Here is a 20,408-nt window from a genome sequence, read left to right on the forward strand (position 1 = left end):
GGGCCATTGATAAAGGCCGTCGTGTCGATCACCTCTTGAATCGCCTGATCTACCTCAGTCTTAATTAACTCATATTGGGACCGAAGGTCCACCATTTGTATCGAACGCATACTTGGATTTACTTAGTAATTTGGGATAAAAGAATTCGGTAGATGGCATACAAAACACCTACAAAGAAGCCAAGAAAGATGCTGAAAACTATAATCAAAGGCTTATTTGGTTTACTTGGTCCAAGAGGTACACTTGCCTTCTCCATTACAGTAAACACTGGGGTTTCTCTCTTGAGTTGAATCGTTGCCTGCTCCAATTCTTGTTTCAAAGTATTGTAAATATTGAAAGAGATATTAAACTCAAATTGTAATTGTTCTTCTTTGGTCATTGCCCTACGCGAGACGATTCCCTGATTAGAATCCCTAAAGGAAGCTAGCTTTAGCTGAGATTCCTGAAACTTAACCTGAGCTTCATCAACACGCTCCTCTACAAACTCAAGATTAATTTTCTGTTTTACGGTTTTATAATTGGTGACATATTCGATCAGTCTTTCTAAAACCAAGGCATTCACTGCCGCTGAAATAGTTGCTTCTGGCATAGATACATTGAGCTGAATCAATTTCATCTGCTCTTCAATAGTAATTCTCTCTTTTAATTGCCCTAATACATAATTCTCCTTAGAAGTTACAGCCACATACCTAGGCTCCTCTGCTTCAGTGCCGCTTGATTCTGGCATTACTAGCGCGGGTTCACTTGATGAAAAAAGACCAATTAAACGAGCAGGAATACTAAAAACAAAGTTAATAGATTTTTTAACGATATTCCCTGGCTTTTCTTCAGCATAGTATTCCTCCAAGGTCATTTCCTTCCCTTTGGTTTGAAAATAAAACTGTTCTTTCATGATGTCCAGCAAAAAGTCTCTGCTATGAATCACGTCTGGAAATAAATCAGCACTCAATCTAGCTTGATCACCTTGCATTTGCGGTAAGGAAATTCCTGCTAATCCCGCTAATGCTCCCATTTGTCCAAATTGTCCAGAACCTTCGGGTTCCTCAAGAATAACTAGTGATGAGGACAAATATTCTTTGGGACTCGTAAATGCAATTAAGCAGCCTAATAGAAATCCTGCCAATGCAAATGAAAGTAATCTTCTTTTATACAAAAAGATTTTCTGGATCAATTCTAGATAGTTCAGTTCTACTTTTGACTGATCATTTGATGTCATGAGCTAGTTTGTTAGTATTGAAATAGAAAATAAATCTAAAAAATATCATGTAACAGGCTTTGCAGGTATTCCTACTAAAACCGATTTCTGCATGACGGATTTTGTCACAACTGCTCCTGCTCCTACGACAACGCCTTCACCTAATTCAACTCCTGGTAACAATACTGCTCCTGCGCCAATACTGCATTTAGCTCCCACCTTAACAGCCCCCAATAACATTGCCCCTGGACCTATTTCAGTGAAATCACCCACAGTACATTCATGATGTACATGAGCAGAGGTATTGATTAAAACTCCCAAACCTATACTAGTCTCTGGACCGATAAAGCTGAATGGCATAGCGTCAAAAACCTTACTTGATTCAAGAGTAGAGACGCTACCTATTCCATAAACGCTACCTCCAAGGGCAGACAATAAATGATATAATTTTTCTCTGTGGATTGGGTTGCCTACTCCCAAAATAAAGCGTGGATCTTGGCTGAAATGCTGTTGAATCTCTGACAGATCAAAAATGCCTCTTCCTTGAATCTCTCCTCTTTGTAGTTTAACAGGATCTTCATCAAAAAAGTAAATTTCAGAAGTAGAAATACCCTGTTGAATTAACACATGACATACTTCTAACCCATGTCCACCAGCTCCCGCAATTATCATTTTTTTGTTTTACTCAAAACACAGTTATGCCCTTGAGTGTAGCCCAAGGGCAATAATCCTTACTTAGAACCTATTCCGTAGGCCTTAAATCCTAAGGTCTTCAGATAGTTTTTATCATATATATTTCTTCCATCAAAGATCACTTTGTTCTTCAACAGCTTACCCATCACCTCCCAGCTAGGGATTCTAAATTCTGACCATTCCGTCACCAATAGCAAAGCATCAGCATCTACCAAGGCTTCGTAGGCGTCTTTACAATAAGTCACTTTATCGAAGATGTAATGCTCTCTAGCTTCATCCATTGCTACTGGATCGTAAGCTTTGACAGTAGCTCCGGCAGCTCTCAGTTCATCGATGATCACTCCAGCAGGAGCTTCACGCATGTCATCTGTGTTTGGTTTGAAACTCAAACCCCACATTGCAAAGGTCATTCCTGAAAGATCTTCTCCGAAGTGAGCTTTCACCTTGTTAGAAAGAATATATTTCTGATCGTCATTGACATCTTCCACAGACTGAAGCACTCTCAGATCATAGCCATATTGCTTGGCTGTTTTGATGATTGCTTTGACATCTTTTGGAAAGCAAGAACCGCCATAACCCACACCTGGGTAGATAAACTTATTCCCGATGCGTGGGTCCGAACCTATGCCCTTTCTTACCATATTGGCATCAGCTCCTACCAATTCACATAGGTTAGCAATGTCGTTCATAAAGGATATTTTGGTTGCCAACATCGCATTCGCAGCATATTTGGTCATCTCAGCAGAAGGAATATCCATGTATATGATGCGCTCCCCGCTCAACTGGAAAGGCTTATACAGTCGCTTCATAATCTCTTCTGCACGAGTATCATCTACTCCGATTACAATTCTATCTGGCTTCAAAAAATCTTCAACGGCAGCACCTTCCTTAAGAAATTCTGGATTGGATGCTACTGCAAAAGGTAATTCAGACCCTCTCTTGTCTAACGCACCTTTGATAGCTGCACGAACTTTCTCCCCAGTGGTAACAGGGACAGTACTTTTGGTAGCCACCACTATATAATCACTCATCTTGGTACCGATCTCTTCGGCTACGGCTAGTACGTATTTCAAATCCGCAGACCCATCTTCACCAGGAGGAGTTCCTACTGCGATGAAAGCAACCGATGCACCCTGAATAGCTTCACCCAGATCCGTACTGAACTTAAGTCTTCCGCTCTTATAATTACGAATTACTACCTCTTCTAGTCCTGGTTCATAAATGGGCATAATGCCATTTTTCAGGTTATCAATTTTCTTTTGATCGATGTCAACACAGGTAACTTCAATCCCTACATCAGCAAAACATGCTCCCGATACTAGACCAACGTATCCTGTACCTACTACTGCGATTTTCATATTATTTTAACTAGGGTTAGCTTACTAGTATTTGATTTTGTTGCCTATGGATTCTTGCTATTATTCACTATGGTTTGAACCAAAATAGCTACGGTAGCTAGACTAGAAGCTATTCCAATCCAACTCGCAGGACTCATTCTACTTTTCTTGGGCTTCATCGGTACTACTATTTCTGCTCCAGGTTCTAATTCTGGATAGATATTTAATCCTAAGAAGTTATGTGTTCTTTTAGCATCTCCATTTGCATAGACCACGTAAGTCTTGGATCTTCTCGCTTCCTCTGTGAATCCACCAGCTTTGGAAATGTAATTTTTAAGGCTATTCTTTTTGTCAAATCTTGTGGTAGTAGGCAACAATACCTCCCCTACCATTCTCACAGTCTGCAATTGCTTAGGAATCTGAATAATATCACCTTCCACTAGTATCAAATCTTCTTCCGAACCTGGATTCTGCATGATTTTCTCCAAATCTATTCCGACCAGATCTTGCTGCTTAATCCTTACTTTGTTGATAGCAGTATCGAGTGGTAAGGAATCTAACGCTGACATTCCATTAAACAATCGTTCCCTTTGTAGCTCTTGTTCTTTCTCCAAACGCTCAATTTCATTTTGGACAAGCTTGTCAGCTATTCGCTCATAAAGGATCGCTTCTGCCTCATTATTTTCTCGATTTGTCTCAACATCAAGATTGGCTTTGATTTCACGTAAGGTCTTTTCTCGTAACTCTTCTTCAGTCAAACCTTTATAATAAACCGTTCTCCTGATTAGATTAGCACCTTTTGGATAAGCAAACTGAGATAAACCACCCGCTCTTGTAATCAAATCAGAGATTCGTTCGTTTGCACTAGCTATGGCAAAATCCCCTGGGTATATGACTTCACCACGAATAGTCACCAATTGCTCTTTCTCAAATCCTGGGCTACGTCGGATAAAAACATGATCAAATGGCAATAAAGGTTGGCTCTTCTCTTCCTCGGTAAGTTGAAGATCAGGGTCAATAGTGAGCGTACTGATTTGAGCTATTTTACCAGTATTTACATCTCTTACTCTTCGTGCTATTTCGATAGATGAATTGGAAGCCGACTGTAGCAAACCTCCAGATCTCAAAATCAAATCACCCACCGTCATATCTGTGGCAAAAGGATAAGTGCCTGGATAGTTAATTTCCCCTGAGATCTTCACATAATATTCCTCTTGAATATCATATCGACTTGGGATAAATAAAAGGTCTTCATTTTTCAATGCCACATCTTCCACGGTACCATCCATGATTCCTTTCAAATCCAGTGGCTCCGCAGCAAGTGTAAGGTCCGCACTTGTTCTATACAACGTAGCACGATTGACAAATGCTTCAGGCTTCAATCCTTGTGCTTTACCAATCAATTCTCGCACCGTAAGCCCATCTTCATCAAGAGAATATTCACCAGGACGATTGACCGAGCCAGTTACCTGAACCCGATTAGAAAACCGCTCCAGCGCTTCACCTATCAGTATTTCGTCCCCATCTTTCAATGAAAATGTCTTAAACTCATCTGAGGCTACATCAATTACTTTGCGTTGATTGTCCTCTATCCTCCTGATTGTTACTCGATCTCTATAGGCTAAACTCTTGAAACCTCCAGTGTAGATATACAAATCATCTAGGGACTCTCCAGCCTTCACTTCGAAAAGCCCTTCTCTTCTCACCGGACCTATCACCTCTACTCTAGCCTGTACAGGTTGAACTATGACTACATCGTTGTCTTGTAGCGTGATATTAGCATCCTGAATTCCCTTGGAAAGAAACTCGTAGATATCCACCGTAGCCACTAAGCGACTATCACGATAGACTTGGACATTACGAAATGCACCATTTTCATTTGGACCGCCAGCTGCATACAAACCATTGAAGACTGTAGCAAATGAAGGCAAGGTATAGGTCCCTGGCTTGGTCAACTCTCCGACCATTGAAACTTTGATGCTACGAATATTACCTAATCGAACTTGAAGAAAGGTATTAGGATTGGAGCCCATTAGCCCAGAATAAATTCTCCCTAAGGACGACTTGATTCTGGAAATAGCTGCTTCGACCGTAGATCCTCCCACTTGAACAGGTCCTATATTCGGCACAATTATTCTTCCTTCCGGACTCACCGTCAAATCATACGATTGTTGGGAGGCACCGTAGATATCTAATAATAGTTGATCTCCTGCGCCAATAACGTAGGATTGAGGAGTAGGAATATTTAAGCTAGGACTGAAGTCCAAAGCTCTGTTATGAAAAAGTTTAAAGCCAAAGATTTTCTTTTGGAAAGGAGTCAAATCGTAATAAGGATCTGATCTACGGACTGAATCAAACATATCAACTTGTTCGTAACCCTCCACGGAACGCATACCGTCCAAGCTAGCTGCACCCGCTTCTGGAGAAATGGACATCTGTAGCGCAGAAATACGATTTCTAAGTTTAGCTGCCTCCACGGCAGGCATTCCTCGTTCTCTTGCAAGAGATTCTATTTGCCCAACCGAAACCCCACTAGCTTCTGCACGCTTTATCAATTGTTCGATTTGAGCATCTGACAAATCATCCACCTTGAGATTTTGTATATCGGAAAGACTTTGAGATTGCGCTGCAAAGGCTACCAACAAAAAAATCCCCATCAGGAGGTAATTCCTAGCTGTATTTAACCAAGTATAATTTTCCAAATCTATTATTTTCGTGTCCACTTCTAATTGTTCAGGTAGCAATTTCTGATTTTTAATTGATTCTCAACCAATTTTACACAGCTTCGCCCTTTCAGTCACAACAGTGCCTACAGTTAATTTCAATACCGCTCTCTGAGCCTTTTAAACTCCTATTTCACTATCAAACAAAACTAGCCCTGTAGAAACCATCCTATCAGCTAGCAATGTCAATACCACTTTTTTCTCTATAAGCTCCTCTATCCGAGTAGATAGATTTAGAATATAGTTTTCGTTTAGGCTATCGCCAGTAACCACTACGTCTATTATTCCCGAATCGATACCTTTTGAAATGTCGCCAACTAAAACAACTTGATTGACATCACCCATGCGTTCCAGGATTTGCTCCAATAGCTTGTCCAGACCCAAGTACTTTCGGATGATTTCTTGAATATTGGAGAAAAAGGGATTCTGAACATTTGCCTTGTAGGCAATTTTGTTCTTATCAGTTTCTTTCACCAGAATACCCGCCTGCGTTAGGTTATTCAATTCTTTGCGGATTGCATTAGTTGATTCCCCAAACTCGTCTGCCAATCCTCGCAAATGGCTTTGTGTTTTGGGGTTTACGAAAAACTTAATAAGTAACCTCAACCTTGTCTTTGAGGTAATTAAGGATTCTAGCATAAAAATTCACCTTAAAAGTGAGTAACAAAGGTACTCATTGCATTGAATTGGAAAAACAAAAGCTGTCTTTTTGATGAAGAATGAGTACTCTCAACTATATTCTTTTTATCCTTCTACCTGCCGTATATGTTATCAGGCTTTCTTTCTAAGTGTTTTCTCAATAAACTCCCTGTCAAAGCACTGAATGCTCCTAGCAAAAAACCTAGCACTACAGTGATGGCAATCAAAGCAAGATCAGAACCAAAACCCATCAATTCCCCCATCTTTTGTGGTAATTGACTGCCGGATAAAGTGCTGATATACACTGTTTGGCCAAGCCAGGCTAGTCCCATACCTATGCCACCAGCAAAAAAAGCGGCGGCGCCCTTATTCCCTACTAACACCGATAAAATCATAATACCTATCATCACTACCCAGTAAGGAACAAATGGATTGAATACGATGACCAATAAGACTGTGAGAAAGGTCAATAGAATAAACTTCATAGCTCTTAGTTTAAAATAGTTTGGAATAAAACACCTTCCTCTTGATCCAAACTTCTCAGATCAAAATTCAGATACTCTCCATTTGCCCACTTATTGATAAAATTACTGTAATACTTACTTCCTGGATTGCCAGATTGGCCGCCAGGATAGATGCCAAAAGCTTTCACTTCTGGACCTAAGTCTACTACCATTCTCCAACTCGCACCATGTCTACCACTGGTAGCATTTAGCATTCCCGATCCGCCTCCAGTGTAAACATTCTCTACCGAAAATGCCTTAAACTGCGGAACCAGGTGTTGGATGCTAGTCTTTTTATAATTGGCCCAAGCAAAGTCTCCTTCCTTCTCTTCCCAGCTTTTCATATCAGCGAGCAACTCTTTGAAACCTTCCTTCACATGTCTAGCAGCATTCTCCATTTCAGCCGTATTTTTCAAATCAAACACAGCTCCATCAGGCTCATTCTTCATGAATAGCACAGTTTGATAATAGCTAGGCAATACGATTGGAGCGACATTTTCAGACAATTCTTTCCAAATTTGTCCATAGGTTTTCCTCCACCAGATATAAAACACAGTAGGTGCCTTTTGATTGGGATCAGCATAAAAATCCCATTCTTTCAACAGCGAAACATATTTTTTGGCATCAGCATCATCTCCATATTCATTACCCAAAAGGTCTAGCATTATTGGCAATGCCTCAGCTGCATGTAGATAGTAATCATCAAATTGCAGCTCTTGCATATTTTCTACAGTAATCTCAGACATTTCGCTGAGACGCTTATTCAAGCGGCGATTTCTATAGAATTCATAGCTATTGTCAAAGACATAATAGGGATAGGTGGAATCTGTAGGATGCTGGTTGGCTGAGCTGACAAATCCACGAGAAGGATTCAAAGTGCTGGCATTTTGCTCATTAGGAATATAGCCCTGCCACTCCATCCTCGGATCCGCACCATCCATGAAAAATTTGCCTTGGCCTTTCCATTTCAAAGGAAATTTACCTTGGATACGCATAGCAATATCTCCCGCTTTGGAGGCAAATACAAAATTCTGAGCTGGAGCCGTGAAATTATTCAAGGCTTCATTATAGTCATCGTGATTTTTTGCTGTATTCAGCATCAGGAAAGTTTTCTGCTCATTGGAGCCTTCGTGCACATTCCATTTCAATGCAAAATTCACGTCCTGACGAGTTCCTTTGAAAGTCTTATCATAAACCACAGGCCCATAATGTGTATAGACCACGGTATCTAGAAAGAGCTCTTCACCCTTCACTTTGATTTCCTCTACTCTGAAGGAAGTCTGCTCCCACTTGTCACCATAGCGATAAGCTTTTCTAGAATTGTCCTGAAATGTGATTTTGTACCAATCCCGAGTATCTCGCGTCGCATTCGTAACTCCCCAGGCTATATTTTCATTAAACCCTGAAATCACGCCCAAAGCCCCGGGAAGCGTAGCGCCCTTGACAGAATGCTCTGGACTAGTCAATTGCATAGAATACCAAAGTGAGGGCAAATTCAATCCCAAATGTGGATCATTGGCCAAAATCGGATTACCACTTTTGGTCTTTGAGCCAGCGACAGCCCAGTTGTTTGAGCCGGTTCCTTCTTCTGGCTGTGGCAAAGGCTCTATTACTAATTGATCGTCAGGGTAATTAATACTGTCTGGTCTAGTCACATCAAGTGGCTTAAATCCCCACTTATGCCCTGCTTCGATGATTGGATCTACTCCTGTCGGAAATTCTGGGTAAAGTTTATCCAGCATTACATCTCCTAGGATTTTGCGCAAGTTCGAGTACTCTAAATCCCGATCTCCAACCAGCATGTCTGTCATGTATTTCAACAACAGGATGGATTTGAAAGCTGTCCAATGCTCAGGTCGATAATTCAGGATTTTATACTCTACAGGCAATTTAGCATCTGAAAGCTGATCAATGTATTGATTGACACCATCCGCATAAGCTTCTAAATTTTGGTAGGAATCAGGATCATTCTCTCTTATAAATTCCACTCCTTTTTCCGCTCCAAAAGCCAAGCCCTTTCGACGGGTCATCCTATCCAGATCTAAAGCCATAGGACCGACAATTTCGGATATTCTACCAGCTGCAGCCATTGTTTGAAACTCCATTTGCCAAAGTCTATGCTTAGCAGTGATGTATCCCTGAGCTCTATACAAATCAGTCTGATTGTCTGCAAAAATGTGAGGAATAAGATTTTCATCATAAACCACCCTCACCTCAGCATTCAGATTATTCAGTTCCAATTCATCCTCTGCCAATTCATCTTCAGAGTATGAATTCTGCCAAAATCCATGACTAGGATCAAGCAAAGGAGCTAAAGGTGGGATCGCGCCAAAAGGTCTGGAAACCGCAATGGCAAGAGCGATTGTCAAAACCAAAGAGACTAAAAAGCCTGCATACTTCATTGTATCAGTTTTAGGTAAGGTGACGAATTTAAGCCAATCTGATTACTATTGGGCAAAGTGGCAGCTCCTTTTGACATCTATCAACAAAAATGCCCTCAAAAAATCATTTTGAGGGCATCCAAAGGAGTATGTCTTTTTATTTGAAACTGATTGGTAGGGTTAGCTTTTCCCAGCGAATGACTAGTCCTGGACTTTCTATTTCCATTAAGAGTGCTTCTTGATTGCTTTCCTCCCAGACAGGATTTACGTCTACTCTCAGCACATCATTCTTTTCATCGTACTGAAAATGACCATGTTCTAGATTCCACTCAGAATTGAAAATCACAGTCCAAGCTCCATTTTCTTTTGGTATGGTAAAAAGAGAATATTTACCAGCTGGAATTTGTTGCCCTTCTACACTCATATCCTCCGCTAATTCCACATAAGAAGCCTCATTAGCTCCAGTTCTCCATACTACATTATACGGCACCAAATCGCCCCATAATTCTCTTCCTTTCACAGAAGGAGAGCCATATTGTACTTTAAATGCCTTGCCAGCAATTTGACCTTCTTTTACAATTTTCGGGCTTGGTCTAGATTCTTCCGTCTCAGCGGCTTCCTTAGTCTCTGCAGCCACTTCAGACTCAGAGGATTCAGAAGTTTTTGGTTCACTGCATGAGGCAAAAGCTATTGCAATCACGGCTGTTGCCAAAATACTTTGATATGTTTTCATAGTGGGTAATTTTCTATCGAAATAACTAATAATTGGTAAATGAGCAAAATTCAAGCCTCTCTTTCATCATTTCTAGCACAAACATTTGCTTCAAAAGCAAAAATTCTACCTTTACAAATTAGTTAAATCTATTATGGATGTCAATTTTCACTTGGATCGAAGATTGCTCTAAAGCTAAAAAATCTAAAGGCCTCGATAGAATCATGATTTATTACTTAATTTATCGCCTGATCAATTTTAATTCATGAAAATTATTACTCGGCTCATTTTTGCCGTATCGCTATTAGTATTCGCTAGTGTTTACATTTCGCCAGAATATTTTCGATACATAGGGCTTTTGCCATTTTTCATCCCGGTATTTTTACTATTGAATCTATTATTACTGGTGATTTTGATTCTATCCTGGAGAAAACTAGCCTTCTTGCCTCTTTTGGCTTTGCTGATAGGTTATAAGTTTTTCTTCGCCACTATTCAGATTCACCCCAAAAATGAAGAGGCTGTAGGACTGAAAGTGCTTACCTATAATGCACATATGTTCTACTACAATTCAAAAAGTGAGGTCACTCCAGACTCAAACGTGCTCTCTTGGCTACAGGAGCAACCAGCAGATGTAAAGGTATTTCAAGAGTTTTATCAAGACAACACAACCCCTTCTCGAGATGCGGTCAAAATTCTTGGCAAAAACTCAAACTATAAAGTATCCTATCATATCATCGACGGCAATCCTAGAAAACGATCTAACGGTCTGGCGATTTTCTCCAAGTATCCCATCATTCATGACGGAAAGGTATTTGATGCGCAAGGGACAAATGGGGCCATTTTCGCAGACATTCTGGTGAATTCTGATACAATTCGAATCTACAATGCCCACTTAGAATCTATGCGGATCAATTCTGAAGGCCTGGAAAATCTGGAAGGTGTAAAGGAAAATTATAGACAGACTTTAGGAAAACTACAGCGTGGAAGTTTGGCTAGAAGCAAGCAGCTCAAAGTTCTGTTGGAACACATGAACAACAGCCCTCATCCCTTGATCCTAATGGGTGACCTCAATGAAATCCCTTATTCATATACCTATTTCAAATTGAGTGAAAATTATGAAAATGCCTTTGAAACTGCTGGAAGGGGATTCGGTTTTACTTATAACCGCATTCTTTTCTTCTTAAGAATTGATCATATTTTTTCGACTGAAAAACTCAAAGCAATTCAATTCAAAACGCATAGAGAAGTGGACTACTCCGACCATTACCCAGTGTCAGCTACATTCACCTGGGATGGCTATAAGGAATAGCCTAGGGTTTCTTGAACTTTTGCTCCCACATTTTTTTCAAGGGCAAAAGCAATAGTGGCAGTAATATCAAGTCTGCAAGCAAGGCAAAAATCATGGATGCTGAAATCAACAGACCGGTGAAGTGAGTGACACCAAACTGGCTAAAAATCAAAATCCCAAATCCTGCAGTCAAGACAATTGTAGTCAGAACTATTGCCTTCCCTGTTTCCAAAAATGTACGCTTCAACGCGTAAATCAGATTCTTGCCTAACATAAGTTCCTGCTTCAGCCTACTCATAAAATGAATGCTATCATCCACTGCAATCCCGAATGCCACCGTAAATAAGATCGCCGTAGTCAACTTAAACTCTATTCCCAAAAGGTACATCAGCCCTAGCATCCAGATAAGCGGAATGAAATTAGGAATCAGCACAAGAAATGAAATCCGCCAAGACCTAAACAAAAAACCCGCGATTACAGCTACCAAAAGAAAGGCTATACTAAGACCTTTTGCCATCTGCATCGTAACAGACTTGTGTCCCTTGTCGATCAAATAAGCTGTGCCAGTCCACCGAACTTGAAGCAAATCAGCATTGACTTCCTCTTGGACAAACTCATTCAAGGCCTCCCGAAGCTCAGTCATTTTCAAAGAACCCAGATCTGGAGCTCGTGCAGAGATTCTACCAGATTTTAGATCTTCACTAATCACCTTTGGATCAGCTTTTTCCAAGCCTTTTTCAAGCCATCGATTCATTCGCTGTCGTTGTCCGCGCGATGGCATGGTAAAGGCTTGTGGGTTCCCTTGGTTTTGAGCCTGATTGATAGACTTCACCAATGTCAAAGGCGAAATAGCTTCCCCTTCACCAAATAACTCATGGATTTTAGCTTCTACTTTATCTATTTCCACCAGCACTTCAAAGTCTAGCAATGACTTTGCTCCATCACCAGCTGATAGATAAATCTCCAAGGGATTTGAACCTCCAAATTGCTCATCGAAATATTCGAAATCCTGCTGAATAGGATGATCAAGCGGTAGATTATCAAGCAAATAACCGTTAATCTTAAGAGTAGAACCTAGTGCAAAACAAAGCAGGGTAATCCCCAAAAATGAAAGGCGAAGCCATTTCCTATGCTTCAATTGCCAAGAGAAAACCTTAAGTAAAATTGATGGCTTTTCTGATTTTTGACTGGCAGCTGAAACCTTGATGGGAAAAAGATATAATAATCCTGGTGCTACCATGACAACAGCAAAAAACATCACCAACACTCCCAGTCCTGTAGTCCATCCGAAATCCTGCAGCGCTGGAATGGTCGTGAAGTAAAGCGAAATAAATCCCAACGAAGTCGTCAAAATAGTTAGCCAAACTGGCACAACTAAGTCTTTGAAAACTGCTCGAATCGCGGCATCCTTCTCCTCAGCTTCCTTCAATTTTTTGATCAAATGTGTGAAAAAATGTATCAAAGCACTCAAGCCTACGATCATGAAAATAGTTGGCTGCATGATTGACATCAGGTCTAGCGGTTTCCCCAAATAAATCAGCAAACCAAAAGCCCAAGCTACCCCAATAATTAAAACCAGAAGTGGGATAATCACCCCCCACCAGGTTCTGAAAATCACTACTAGCAAAAACAACATCAGCAAGATGGAGCCAGCAAAAAACAACCCAAACTCATCTTGCATCAGCTTAATGAAATCACCCTGAGTTTGGATTTTCCCAGCTATTGCTACAGGCTGGATTTCATGATTTTTGAAAACAGCCTTGATAGAACTATACAAACTATCACCAGCTGACTTGGATATATTTTGTTCGTTTTTGATCCATAGCAGCAGAGATTTCCCGTCCTTGGAAATTAGCTGAGACCTATATTGGTCCAGATTAGATGAAGTTTTAAGAAGTGATTTCTCATCCGACCAATCCAGAACTTTTCTAGTTCTCAATCCAAATATCCCGATGATGGGTTGTTCCAAATTCAGGATTGAAATAACGGTATCTACCTTCTCTAGCTTTTGAACGTCTGCATGAATACTGTTGGCTTTGGTTAGAAAGTTAGCAGACAGTAATTCTCCAGTATCATTTCCCAGGGCAACTAGCAGGTAGTCATTATCATTTTCAAACTGACTTTTGAAATTTTGATAAAAATCTAAGTCCTCATCTTGATGGGGAAAGAATGTTTCAAAGTCATAATTAAACTGTGGAACTGGCCTAAAAATCACCAATAACACCGAGAGAATGGCCGCTAGAACAAGAAATGTGTAAGCTGTTGATTTTTGAAACATGTAGTCGTTTACCTGAGTATTTTCACTATCTCTTTTTCAAGTATAATAAGAATGAAGCTGCTTTGTGCTAAATCAATTCCATTTATTCTCTGAACTCATTAACTTGCCAAAACTTGAAAATCAAACAGACCAGATGAAGCAATACCACGATTTGATGCGCAAAATCCTAGATGAGGGAGCAGTTAAAGGAGATAGAACAGGCACAGGAACTCGGAGCATATTCGGGCATCAGATACGATTTGATTTATCCAAGGGTTTCCCTGTGGTCACCACCAAAAAACTTCATCTGCGGTCTATCATAATCGAGCTCCTATGGTTTCTCAAAGGCGATTCGAACATCAAATATCTGAATGACAATAAAGTATCCATTTGGAATGAATGGGCAGATGAGAATGGTGATTTGGGACCTGTCTATGGCTATCAGTGGAGACATTGGCCAGATGGCAAAGGAGGAGAGATCGACCAAATCAAAAACTTGATCCATCAAATCAAAACCAAACCAGATAGTCGCAGACACATCGTAAGCGCTTGGAATGTCGCAGATGTAGACAATATGGCTTTACCTCCTTGTCACACGATCTTCCAGTTCTATGTAGCCGATGGCAAATTGAGCTGTCAGCTTTACCAGCGAAGTGCTGATGTTTTTCTTGGCGTACCTTTCAATATCGCCTCCTATGCTTTGTTTACGATGATGGTGGCGCAAGTTTGTGATTTAGAGGCAGGTGACTTTGTTCACACCTTTGGAGATGCGCATTTGTACTCCAATCACCTAGAGCAGGCAGAACTACAATTAAGCCGTGAGCTAAGAGATTTGCCAACTATGAAAATCAATCCTGAGGTAAAGGATATTTTCGAATTCAAATACGAGGATTTCGAATTGATCAACTACGATCCGCACCCACATATCAAAGCTGCAGTGGCGGTATAAGTCTAGAATCCTCAAAGCTATTGAACACGAAAAAGCCCTGAATCGATTCAGGGCTTTTTCATTTGCTTATTTGAACTAATTAAAGGATAGTTTCAAGACACATCTCTAATTCTTCCTTATCATTCCAAAAAAACGACTGTGAATGTCCAAAGACATCCACAATGACAGAATATTCTCCATTCGTGACAAAATGCATATTCGCTCCAGATTCAGACCTTTCAATAATATGCTTATCAACTAAACAGTTTTCTACCTCATTAAAGTAGTTACCATAGTCATAAACTCTTGAGAAAAGCGCAAAGATCTTGTCATTCCTACTAAATGTATATAGGCTTAATGGCGCTTTGTCTTGCTTGGTGACAAACCTCTCAATCTTGTATTGGTTTTTATTAATCTCAAACTTTGAGCTGGAAGAAGAACTAATATCTTTCAAATAACTAAGCCTCTTTCCCCATAATTCATTTAAATCTAAGTCTAGAGAAACAGCATTTGGAAAATTATCTAGTTTAACTTTCACTTCTTTCAGAGCCGTCAACGGATCAGAAGATGGCATTTTACCATTGTAGGAAGTTTTTATTATCAAACCATTTACAGATACTTTTTTGACTTTATATCCGGTAATTGCACTTCGAATTTTATTATACATTAATAGGCTGAGAATTGGTGGTGAATTGTTCATGAAGATACATTTTAACTTCATGAAAACCCATACTTCTCTGAAATTTTAACACAAAAAAATGCCCTCTATTTTGGAATAGAAGGCATTTTTATGAAAATCAATTACTCAACTCATACTTTAAGGTCTTTCCCTTCTGTACCGCTGGCAGACCTTCGGACATCCAGAGAGGTGCAGGTTCACCTTTGAGATAATGGTCAAAGAACTGACTCAGCCTAACCGAAAGATCCTTTCTGTTTTTTCGCTGTACTAAGTTATGATCTTCCCCATTGTATTGGAGTAGCCAAGCTGGTCGACTCAATCTCTTCAAAGCCATAAACATTTCTATTCCTTGATACCATGGCACTGAACCGTCCTCGTCATTGTGCATGATTAGCACTGGAGTTTGCACTCGATCCATAAAAAACAACGGGGAGTTTTCTATATAGTACACAGGCTTTTCCCAAAGTGTCCCTCCTATTCTAGACTGCGTTTGCTCATATTGGAACATACGACTCATACCTGTTCCCCATCTGATTCCACCATATGCTGAAGTCATGTTTACGACTGGCGCTCCAGCTCCTGCAGCTTTGAACATATTCGTCTGTGTGATCAGATAAGCTACCTGATATCCTCCCCAACTTTGACCTTGGATCGCCATATTATCAGCATCTACAAAGCCCTTGGCTACAATCGACTGAACTCCTGGAATGATACAGTTGTAAGCACTTGGTCCTGGAAGTCCCAGTTTATACTTGATATCTGGCACAAAAACCAGGTAATCATTACTTACGAAATATGGAATATTAATCGTGGAAGCACTTGGCGCAGGGGATCTGTAATTGTGCAAACCGTCACTGTTACGCTCATAGAAATACACCATCATTGGATATTTCTTGGAAGCATCGAAATTCTCAGGTTTGAATAGCAGGCCTTGCAGTGGATCCCCATCATCAGTCAAGTAATCAACCAATTCCACCGAACCCCAATTTACATTAGCCTGCTGAGGGTTGAGATTAGAAACCTTCTTGAGGTTTTTAAAAGCCAAATCACCCAAATACATATCCGGATTCTCTAGATAGGTGGATCTATTAATCAAAATCTCAGAACTCTCCTTTGCTTTGGTCAATCCATAATAGCGGTTCGCCGTCATGATCAATTCCTTAGGAGCAGTTTTCCCATCAAATGATCCAGTGTAAAAACCAGCGTCCTTGGTCTTTTCATTAAATGCCGCAAGTAGCAATTGTCCTTTTGGATCAATGCTTCGCTCCTCACGATCAAGATTTTGTCTTCTGAAAATAGTGTTGCTATTTCTACCTGAACCTTGGGTAAGATTCACTGCTTTAGAAGGGTTTTTAGGATCTATTTTCCATATATCAAATCTATCATAGACCAAAAAAGCTTCATCTCCTTTTAGCCAACCAGCATTACCATAACTTCTCGGTAAAGAAGGTGAGTCATGCAATTCTTCATAAAACACTTCTGGTAGTTCCTTGGTAAGATTGATTTTAGCCTTTTGAGCCACATCATAAGCTACCCAACTACTATCTCTTCCATCGTACCAATACACATAGTTGCCGTCTGGAGAAATTGAAGGAAAACCTGAGGCATCCTTCTCAATAAGTGTTTTTGAGCCATCATTGAAATCTACTAGGTACAAATCTCTTCCAGTCTGCACATCCCAGCTGTAATTAATTCGATACGGAGCATCCGTCCAAGCAATACCAAAATCACGTTCTACATTAGATTCTAGACTTACATTTTTCACTTCCAAATCAGCGAGCTGCGTGATCTTATCATTTTTCAGATCTATTGTGGCCATATAGGAAAAGCGTTCTTCACGTCCCTTATTCTTCAACTGCATAGGTTGAATCTCAGAATCCTGCCATCCCCAGATATCCAAACTCACTCTATCCGAGTCCAAAATAGTAGTATCATTTTCATAGCCGTAATCCACATAATCTGGAACTACTCCAAAAAACAAGCGCTCCTCATCCTCAGAGAATTTAAGATTTCCATTTTCGCTAATTCTACCATTTTCAAGAATACCATCAGAATCTTCAGTCGCCAACTCCTTCAATTCCCCATTCGAAGTTTTCATCAGAAAAAGGGAATGGTATGGCTTTTTGGCCTTGGTAGAATCGTCAGTAGTAAGGTATGCTAGGTATTTGGCTTCTGGAGAAAAAGTAACATCTGAGTACGAGGTCATTCCTTCTGAGATAAGCTTGCTTTCGCCATTAGATAAGTTCAGAATATAGATTGCTGCATTGTCTAAGGTATCTTCCTCAGCCAGTACATACTGAAGAAAATCTCCATTTTTGGAAAACCCATAGGACTTCACTCGCTCGAAATCATAGCTCTTGGAACCATCCAATGTTCGTACGGTAAGCTTAGTACCATCAGTTTTCTTAGGTTTTTCGGCCTTTGCAGTAGAGTCTGCCTCAGTTTCTCCATCCTCCTTAGCTTTCTTTTCTTTCGCTTTCTTCTCTTTTTCGAACAGAATAGCTATCCAGCTTCCAGCCTCTTCAGGAGTGGCAAATGACTTTATATTTGGCAGTTTCTCCAGTCGGTTATCCGCCATATTATAAATGAATAAACTATCAGAAGGCATATCATCCTTCTTCGTATTTTTCAATTTCAGCACATACACAGAGTCTTTTTCCGGTACTATCTTACCTACTGCAAATGCATCATCAGCTGTAAAGTCAAAAGATGATCCTCTTGAAATAACTTGCCGCTTACTAGGGTCTTTATAGGAGAAAATCTCAATGCGCCCATCCCCATCTTGAGGAGAAACTTGGTATCCAAGCCAGCGCCCATCTTTGGTAATTTTCTGTGAACCTAAGCGCTCCCAAGCATCGTAATCGGCATGGGTTAAGGGTCGTTTCTGCTGCGCAAAACTCATTTGCGAAGCAAGGAGCATCACCAGCAGTAATGCTCCAAATCCTTTAATTCTCATCATTTCTAGTTATTAATAATAAATTCTTGCTCAAAAAACCCACCTCGTGTCGAAGCCAGTTTTATTTTTCCTTTTACTTCCTCATCGCCCGTTACCTTTACTCTGAAGGTAGCCGACTTCGTTTCGCCCAGTCCTGTATAGCCTGCATAAATCGTCTTGTCATACAATTCAGGACTTTCAATTTTAACTTTAGCTTCCTCGTAGCCTTTGGTCAATTCCTTATCAAAAACGAGTGAAACTCGATCTTCCTGAACAATTTTCACCAGTTTGGCTTGCTCCAAAGCAACTGGAAGACCTCCTACATTTTTCCAAGAAAGTGCTATTTCATATTCTCCATTAGCAACTTTCTTAACACTCACCTTTTCTACTTTCAGTTCAGGAAGTTTTTTGGCCATAGCCAGGTTAAACTGTGCTTGTTTTTTAGCCCAATTCTCTAATTGCCAAGTTGGTCCATTTTGTCCAAAAAACTTAGGATGAAATCCTCCTATCTCCACTTCTCCAAGTGTAGGATGAATCATCGGAGTCCATGATTTAAAACCTTTCCCCTCGTTTGCTTCCTCATCCCACATCAAAGCATCGTAATCATCGTAAACGCCATCCCCATTATAATCCTTCATGGCACCATTATTCCAGAGCTCATCGCCATACCATATAGAGCCATAATAGAAGTACCCGAAATCAGGACCATGCCCAAATAGCGGAGATGGCTTTAAAGGATCTCCAGTCATGCGATTGACCTTATATCTAGTAGCGTATGTTTCGTAGACATCACCCGCCCAAGGATAACCCGTAAAAGACAAGCCTAACTGATCCATCTCCTTATAGATAGCCAAATCGGAAGGATACATACGCTCTTCTGCTTTGGAAGTGGATGGAGCTCTGAGGTGCATAGGAACTCGGGTATCCATAGAATTCACCACTGAAATATTCGGATGACTAAGCATCCACATAACTGTGGACTTAGACTCAATTTCACTCATTGGGAATTCTCCTGCGCCATTTTGAGTGTATCCTCTACCGGTCAAGTCACCGCCGGTATCTGGTCTCCAGTTTTCAGGATAATTTCTGTGAAGGTCCAGTCCTCCAATTCCATCTTCATTATAATCCCCATCGCCATCATTATCGATGCCTTCAGAATACAATAAATACTCACCTTTTCCAGGAAAAACTCGCTTCATCAGTTTCCCTGCAGGATGATCAGGATTTATAATATAATTAGCCTTTTCAAGCTCCTCAGGAGTTGTGGCCTTTTTTCTAATTTGGTAAATAATCCCATCTCCATCCAAGTCTTCATTAGGATCCTCATCCAATAAGCCATCTCGGTCATTATCATGAGGTCTTACCGTAGATCTGTTGGCTTGCGCTGTAAACAGGTATAGATTTGATCCATCAGGATTATTCTGAGGTCTCAAATAAATTGCCTTGGTATCGATCAAATGGGTTATTTCAGGATCTTTTCCATAATTCTCAAGTAAGTGCTGGGTCAGCCAAAGTAATGACTCACTACCCGTGATTTCTCCAGAGTGCCTTCCCCCTTCAAAATATGCAGCAGGCTTATCCGTATCCTTGCCTGTTTTCTTATTGGTAATGGTCATCTGCAAAATCGGCCTTCCTTCAAAAGAACGAGCAATCTCATAGAGCTCTACTATATCTGGATATTGCTCCGCCCAGACTTCATACCAATGATACATGACCTCAACGGTGTGATATTTGTCAAAGGTTAAGCGATCAGTAGGTACATATTCCACCTCTGGAAACTCATGCTTCTTAAAATAAGATGGGCCATGTCGTTCTCCCGAAACTGTGTGGAATTTGGCAGTTGTATCAGCTTCGGTGAATTTTTGAGCTTTCTCAAATGTCTTTACCTGAGACATACCCACAGATAAAATGAGGGACAAAGGGATAAATAGTAGTGTTTTTTTCATGGAATGGTGGTTATAAGCTGATCAAAAATAAAAACCTCCGTCCACCATTGCCCAACCGCTTAAAAAAAAGCTGGGCTTATCCTGCTACCTAAGCTCTGAAAGTCAAGGCAAAAATTCACTAAATCAACGCCCTAAATCTGCTAGCTTTCCCGAAATCACTGAACAAGATTTCTGGCTAAAAAAAGATAAATA

The 20,408-nt window shown here is 40.4% G+C and carries 14 protein-coding genes; 2 read left to right on the forward strand and 12 right to left on the reverse strand.

The features are described 5' to 3' along the window. Window positions 1-118 precede the first annotated feature (118 nt). The 8 genes from LV85_RS10100 to LV85_RS10135 form a co-directional block, all read right to left on the reverse strand. Window positions 119-1,216, reverse strand: a complete 1,098-nt coding sequence (locus tag LV85_RS10100) for a GNVR domain-containing protein (protein WP_111318968.1) — start codon at window positions 1,214-1,216, stop codon at window positions 119-121. 45 nt (window positions 1,217-1,261) lie between these two features. Beyond that, window positions 1,262-1,867, reverse strand: coding sequence for a PglD-related sugar-binding protein (locus LV85_RS10105; protein ID WP_111318970.1), 606 nt, complete (start codon window positions 1,865-1,867; stop codon window positions 1,262-1,264). Between the two features lie 59 nt (window positions 1,868-1,926). Next, window positions 1,927-3,246, reverse strand: a complete 1,320-nt coding sequence (locus tag LV85_RS10110) for a UDP-glucose dehydrogenase family protein (RefSeq protein ID WP_111318972.1) — start codon at window positions 3,244-3,246, stop codon at window positions 1,927-1,929. Window positions 3,247-3,290: 44 nt separating this feature from the next. Then, window positions 3,291-5,882, reverse strand: coding sequence for an SLBB domain-containing protein (locus LV85_RS10115; RefSeq protein ID WP_111319334.1), 2,592 nt, complete (start codon window positions 5,880-5,882; stop codon window positions 3,291-3,293). Window positions 5,883-6,068: 186 nt separating this feature from the next. Further along, entirely contained in the window at window positions 6,069-6,587 is a 519-nt protein-coding gene (locus LV85_RS10120; protein ID WP_111318974.1) for a winged helix-turn-helix domain-containing protein, read from the reverse strand. A 113-nt stretch (window positions 6,588-6,700) separates the two neighbouring features. Beyond that, a complete protein-coding gene (locus tag LV85_RS10125; RefSeq protein ID WP_111318976.1) occupies window positions 6,701-7,072 on the reverse strand; it encodes a hypothetical protein in 372 nt (123 codons plus the stop codon). Window positions 7,073-7,077: 5 nt separating this feature from the next. Next, window positions 7,078-9,492: a penicillin acylase family protein gene (locus tag LV85_RS10130; protein ID WP_111318979.1), complete on the reverse strand. Its 2,415-nt coding sequence runs from the start codon at window positions 9,490-9,492 to the stop codon at window positions 7,078-7,080. A 136-nt stretch (window positions 9,493-9,628) separates the two neighbouring features. Beyond that, complete coding sequence (locus LV85_RS10135; protein WP_111318981.1) at window positions 9,629-10,204, reverse strand: DUF2911 domain-containing protein; 576 nt, start codon at window positions 10,202-10,204, stop codon at window positions 9,629-9,631. 244 nt (window positions 10,205-10,448) lie between these two features. Between LV85_RS10135 and LV85_RS10140 the strand changes: the two genes are divergently transcribed. After that, entirely contained in the window at window positions 10,449-11,492 is a 1,044-nt protein-coding gene (locus LV85_RS10140) for an endonuclease/exonuclease/phosphatase family protein (protein ID WP_111318983.1), read from the forward strand. A 1-nt stretch (window position 11,493) separates the two neighbouring features. Here LV85_RS10140 and LV85_RS10145 read toward each other — a convergent pair whose 3' ends face one another. Continuing rightward, window positions 11,494-13,749, reverse strand: coding sequence for an efflux RND transporter permease subunit (locus LV85_RS10145; protein WP_111318985.1), 2,256 nt, complete (start codon window positions 13,747-13,749; stop codon window positions 11,494-11,496). A 133-nt stretch (window positions 13,750-13,882) separates the two neighbouring features. Here LV85_RS10145 and LV85_RS10150 point away from each other — a divergent pair, with 133 nt between their 5' ends. Next, entirely contained in the window at window positions 13,883-14,677 is a 795-nt protein-coding gene (locus tag LV85_RS10150) for a thymidylate synthase (protein ID WP_111319336.1), read from the forward strand. Between the two features lie 79 nt (window positions 14,678-14,756). On the opposite strand, the gene LV85_RS10155 is transcribed toward LV85_RS10150, so the two are convergent. From LV85_RS10155 to LV85_RS10165, 3 genes are all read right to left on the reverse strand, one after another. Further along, entirely contained in the window at window positions 14,757-15,356 is a 600-nt protein-coding gene (locus LV85_RS10155; protein WP_111318987.1) for a hypothetical protein, read from the reverse strand. Between the two features lie 97 nt (window positions 15,357-15,453). Beyond that, window positions 15,454-18,294, reverse strand: a complete 2,841-nt coding sequence (locus tag LV85_RS10160; RefSeq protein WP_111318989.1) for a S9 family peptidase — start codon at window positions 18,292-18,294, stop codon at window positions 15,454-15,456. A gap of 2 nt (window positions 18,295-18,296) precedes the next feature. Next, complete coding sequence (locus LV85_RS10165; protein ID WP_111318991.1) at window positions 18,297-20,216, reverse strand: M14 family metallopeptidase; 1,920 nt, start codon at window positions 20,214-20,216, stop codon at window positions 18,297-18,299. Between the last annotated feature and the right edge of the window lie 192 nt (window positions 20,217-20,408).

The sequence above is a fragment of the Algoriphagus chordae genome (assembly GCF_003254055.1).
GTDB lineage: Bacteria > Bacteroidota > Bacteroidia > Cytophagales > Cyclobacteriaceae > Algoriphagus > Algoriphagus chordae.

Bases quoted from the DNA above. Each gene is read 5' to 3' on its own strand.
- LV85_RS10140 (WP_111318983.1), top strand. From the start codon at position 10,449: ATGAAAATTATTACTCGGCTCATTTTTGCCGTATCGCTATTAGTATTC.
- LV85_RS10160 (WP_111318989.1), bottom strand. From the start codon at position 18,294: ATGATGAGAATTAAAGGATTTGGAGCATTACTGCTGGTGATGCTCCTT.
- LV85_RS10120 (WP_111318974.1), bottom strand. From the start codon at position 6,587: ATGCTAGAATCCTTAATTACCTCAAAGACAAGGTTGAGGTTACTTATT.
- LV85_RS10145 (WP_111318985.1), bottom strand. From the start codon at position 13,749: ATGTTTCAAAAATCAACAGCTTACACATTTCTTGTTCTAGCGGCCATT.
- LV85_RS10110 (WP_111318972.1), bottom strand. From the start codon at position 3,246: ATGAAAATCGCAGTAGTAGGTACAGGATACGTTGGTCTAGTATCGGGA.
- LV85_RS10100 (WP_111318968.1), bottom strand. From the start codon at position 1,216: ATGACATCAAATGATCAGTCAAAAGTAGAACTGAACTATCTAGAATTG.
- LV85_RS10125 (WP_111318976.1), bottom strand. From the start codon at position 7,072: ATGAAGTTTATTCTATTGACCTTTCTCACAGTCTTATTGGTCATCGTA.
- LV85_RS10155 (WP_111318987.1), bottom strand. From the start codon at position 15,356: ATGAACAATTCACCACCAATTCTCAGCCTATTAATGTATAATAAAATT.
- LV85_RS10165 (WP_111318991.1), bottom strand. From the start codon at position 20,216: ATGAAAAAAACACTACTATTTATCCCTTTGTCCCTCATTTTATCTGTG.
- LV85_RS10130 (WP_111318979.1), bottom strand. From the start codon at position 9,492: ATGAAGTATGCAGGCTTTTTAGTCTCTTTGGTTTTGACAATCGCTCTT.
- LV85_RS10115 (WP_111319334.1), bottom strand. From the start codon at position 5,882: ATGGGGATTTTTTTGTTGGTAGCCTTTGCAGCGCAATCTCAAAGTCTT.
- LV85_RS10135 (WP_111318981.1), bottom strand. From the start codon at position 10,204: ATGAAAACATATCAAAGTATTTTGGCAACAGCCGTGATTGCAATAGCT.
- LV85_RS10150 (WP_111319336.1), top strand. From the start codon at position 13,883: ATGAAGCAATACCACGATTTGATGCGCAAAATCCTAGATGAGGGAGCA.
- LV85_RS10105 (WP_111318970.1), bottom strand. From the start codon at position 1,867: ATGATAATTGCGGGAGCTGGTGGACATGGGTTAGAAGTATGTCATGTG.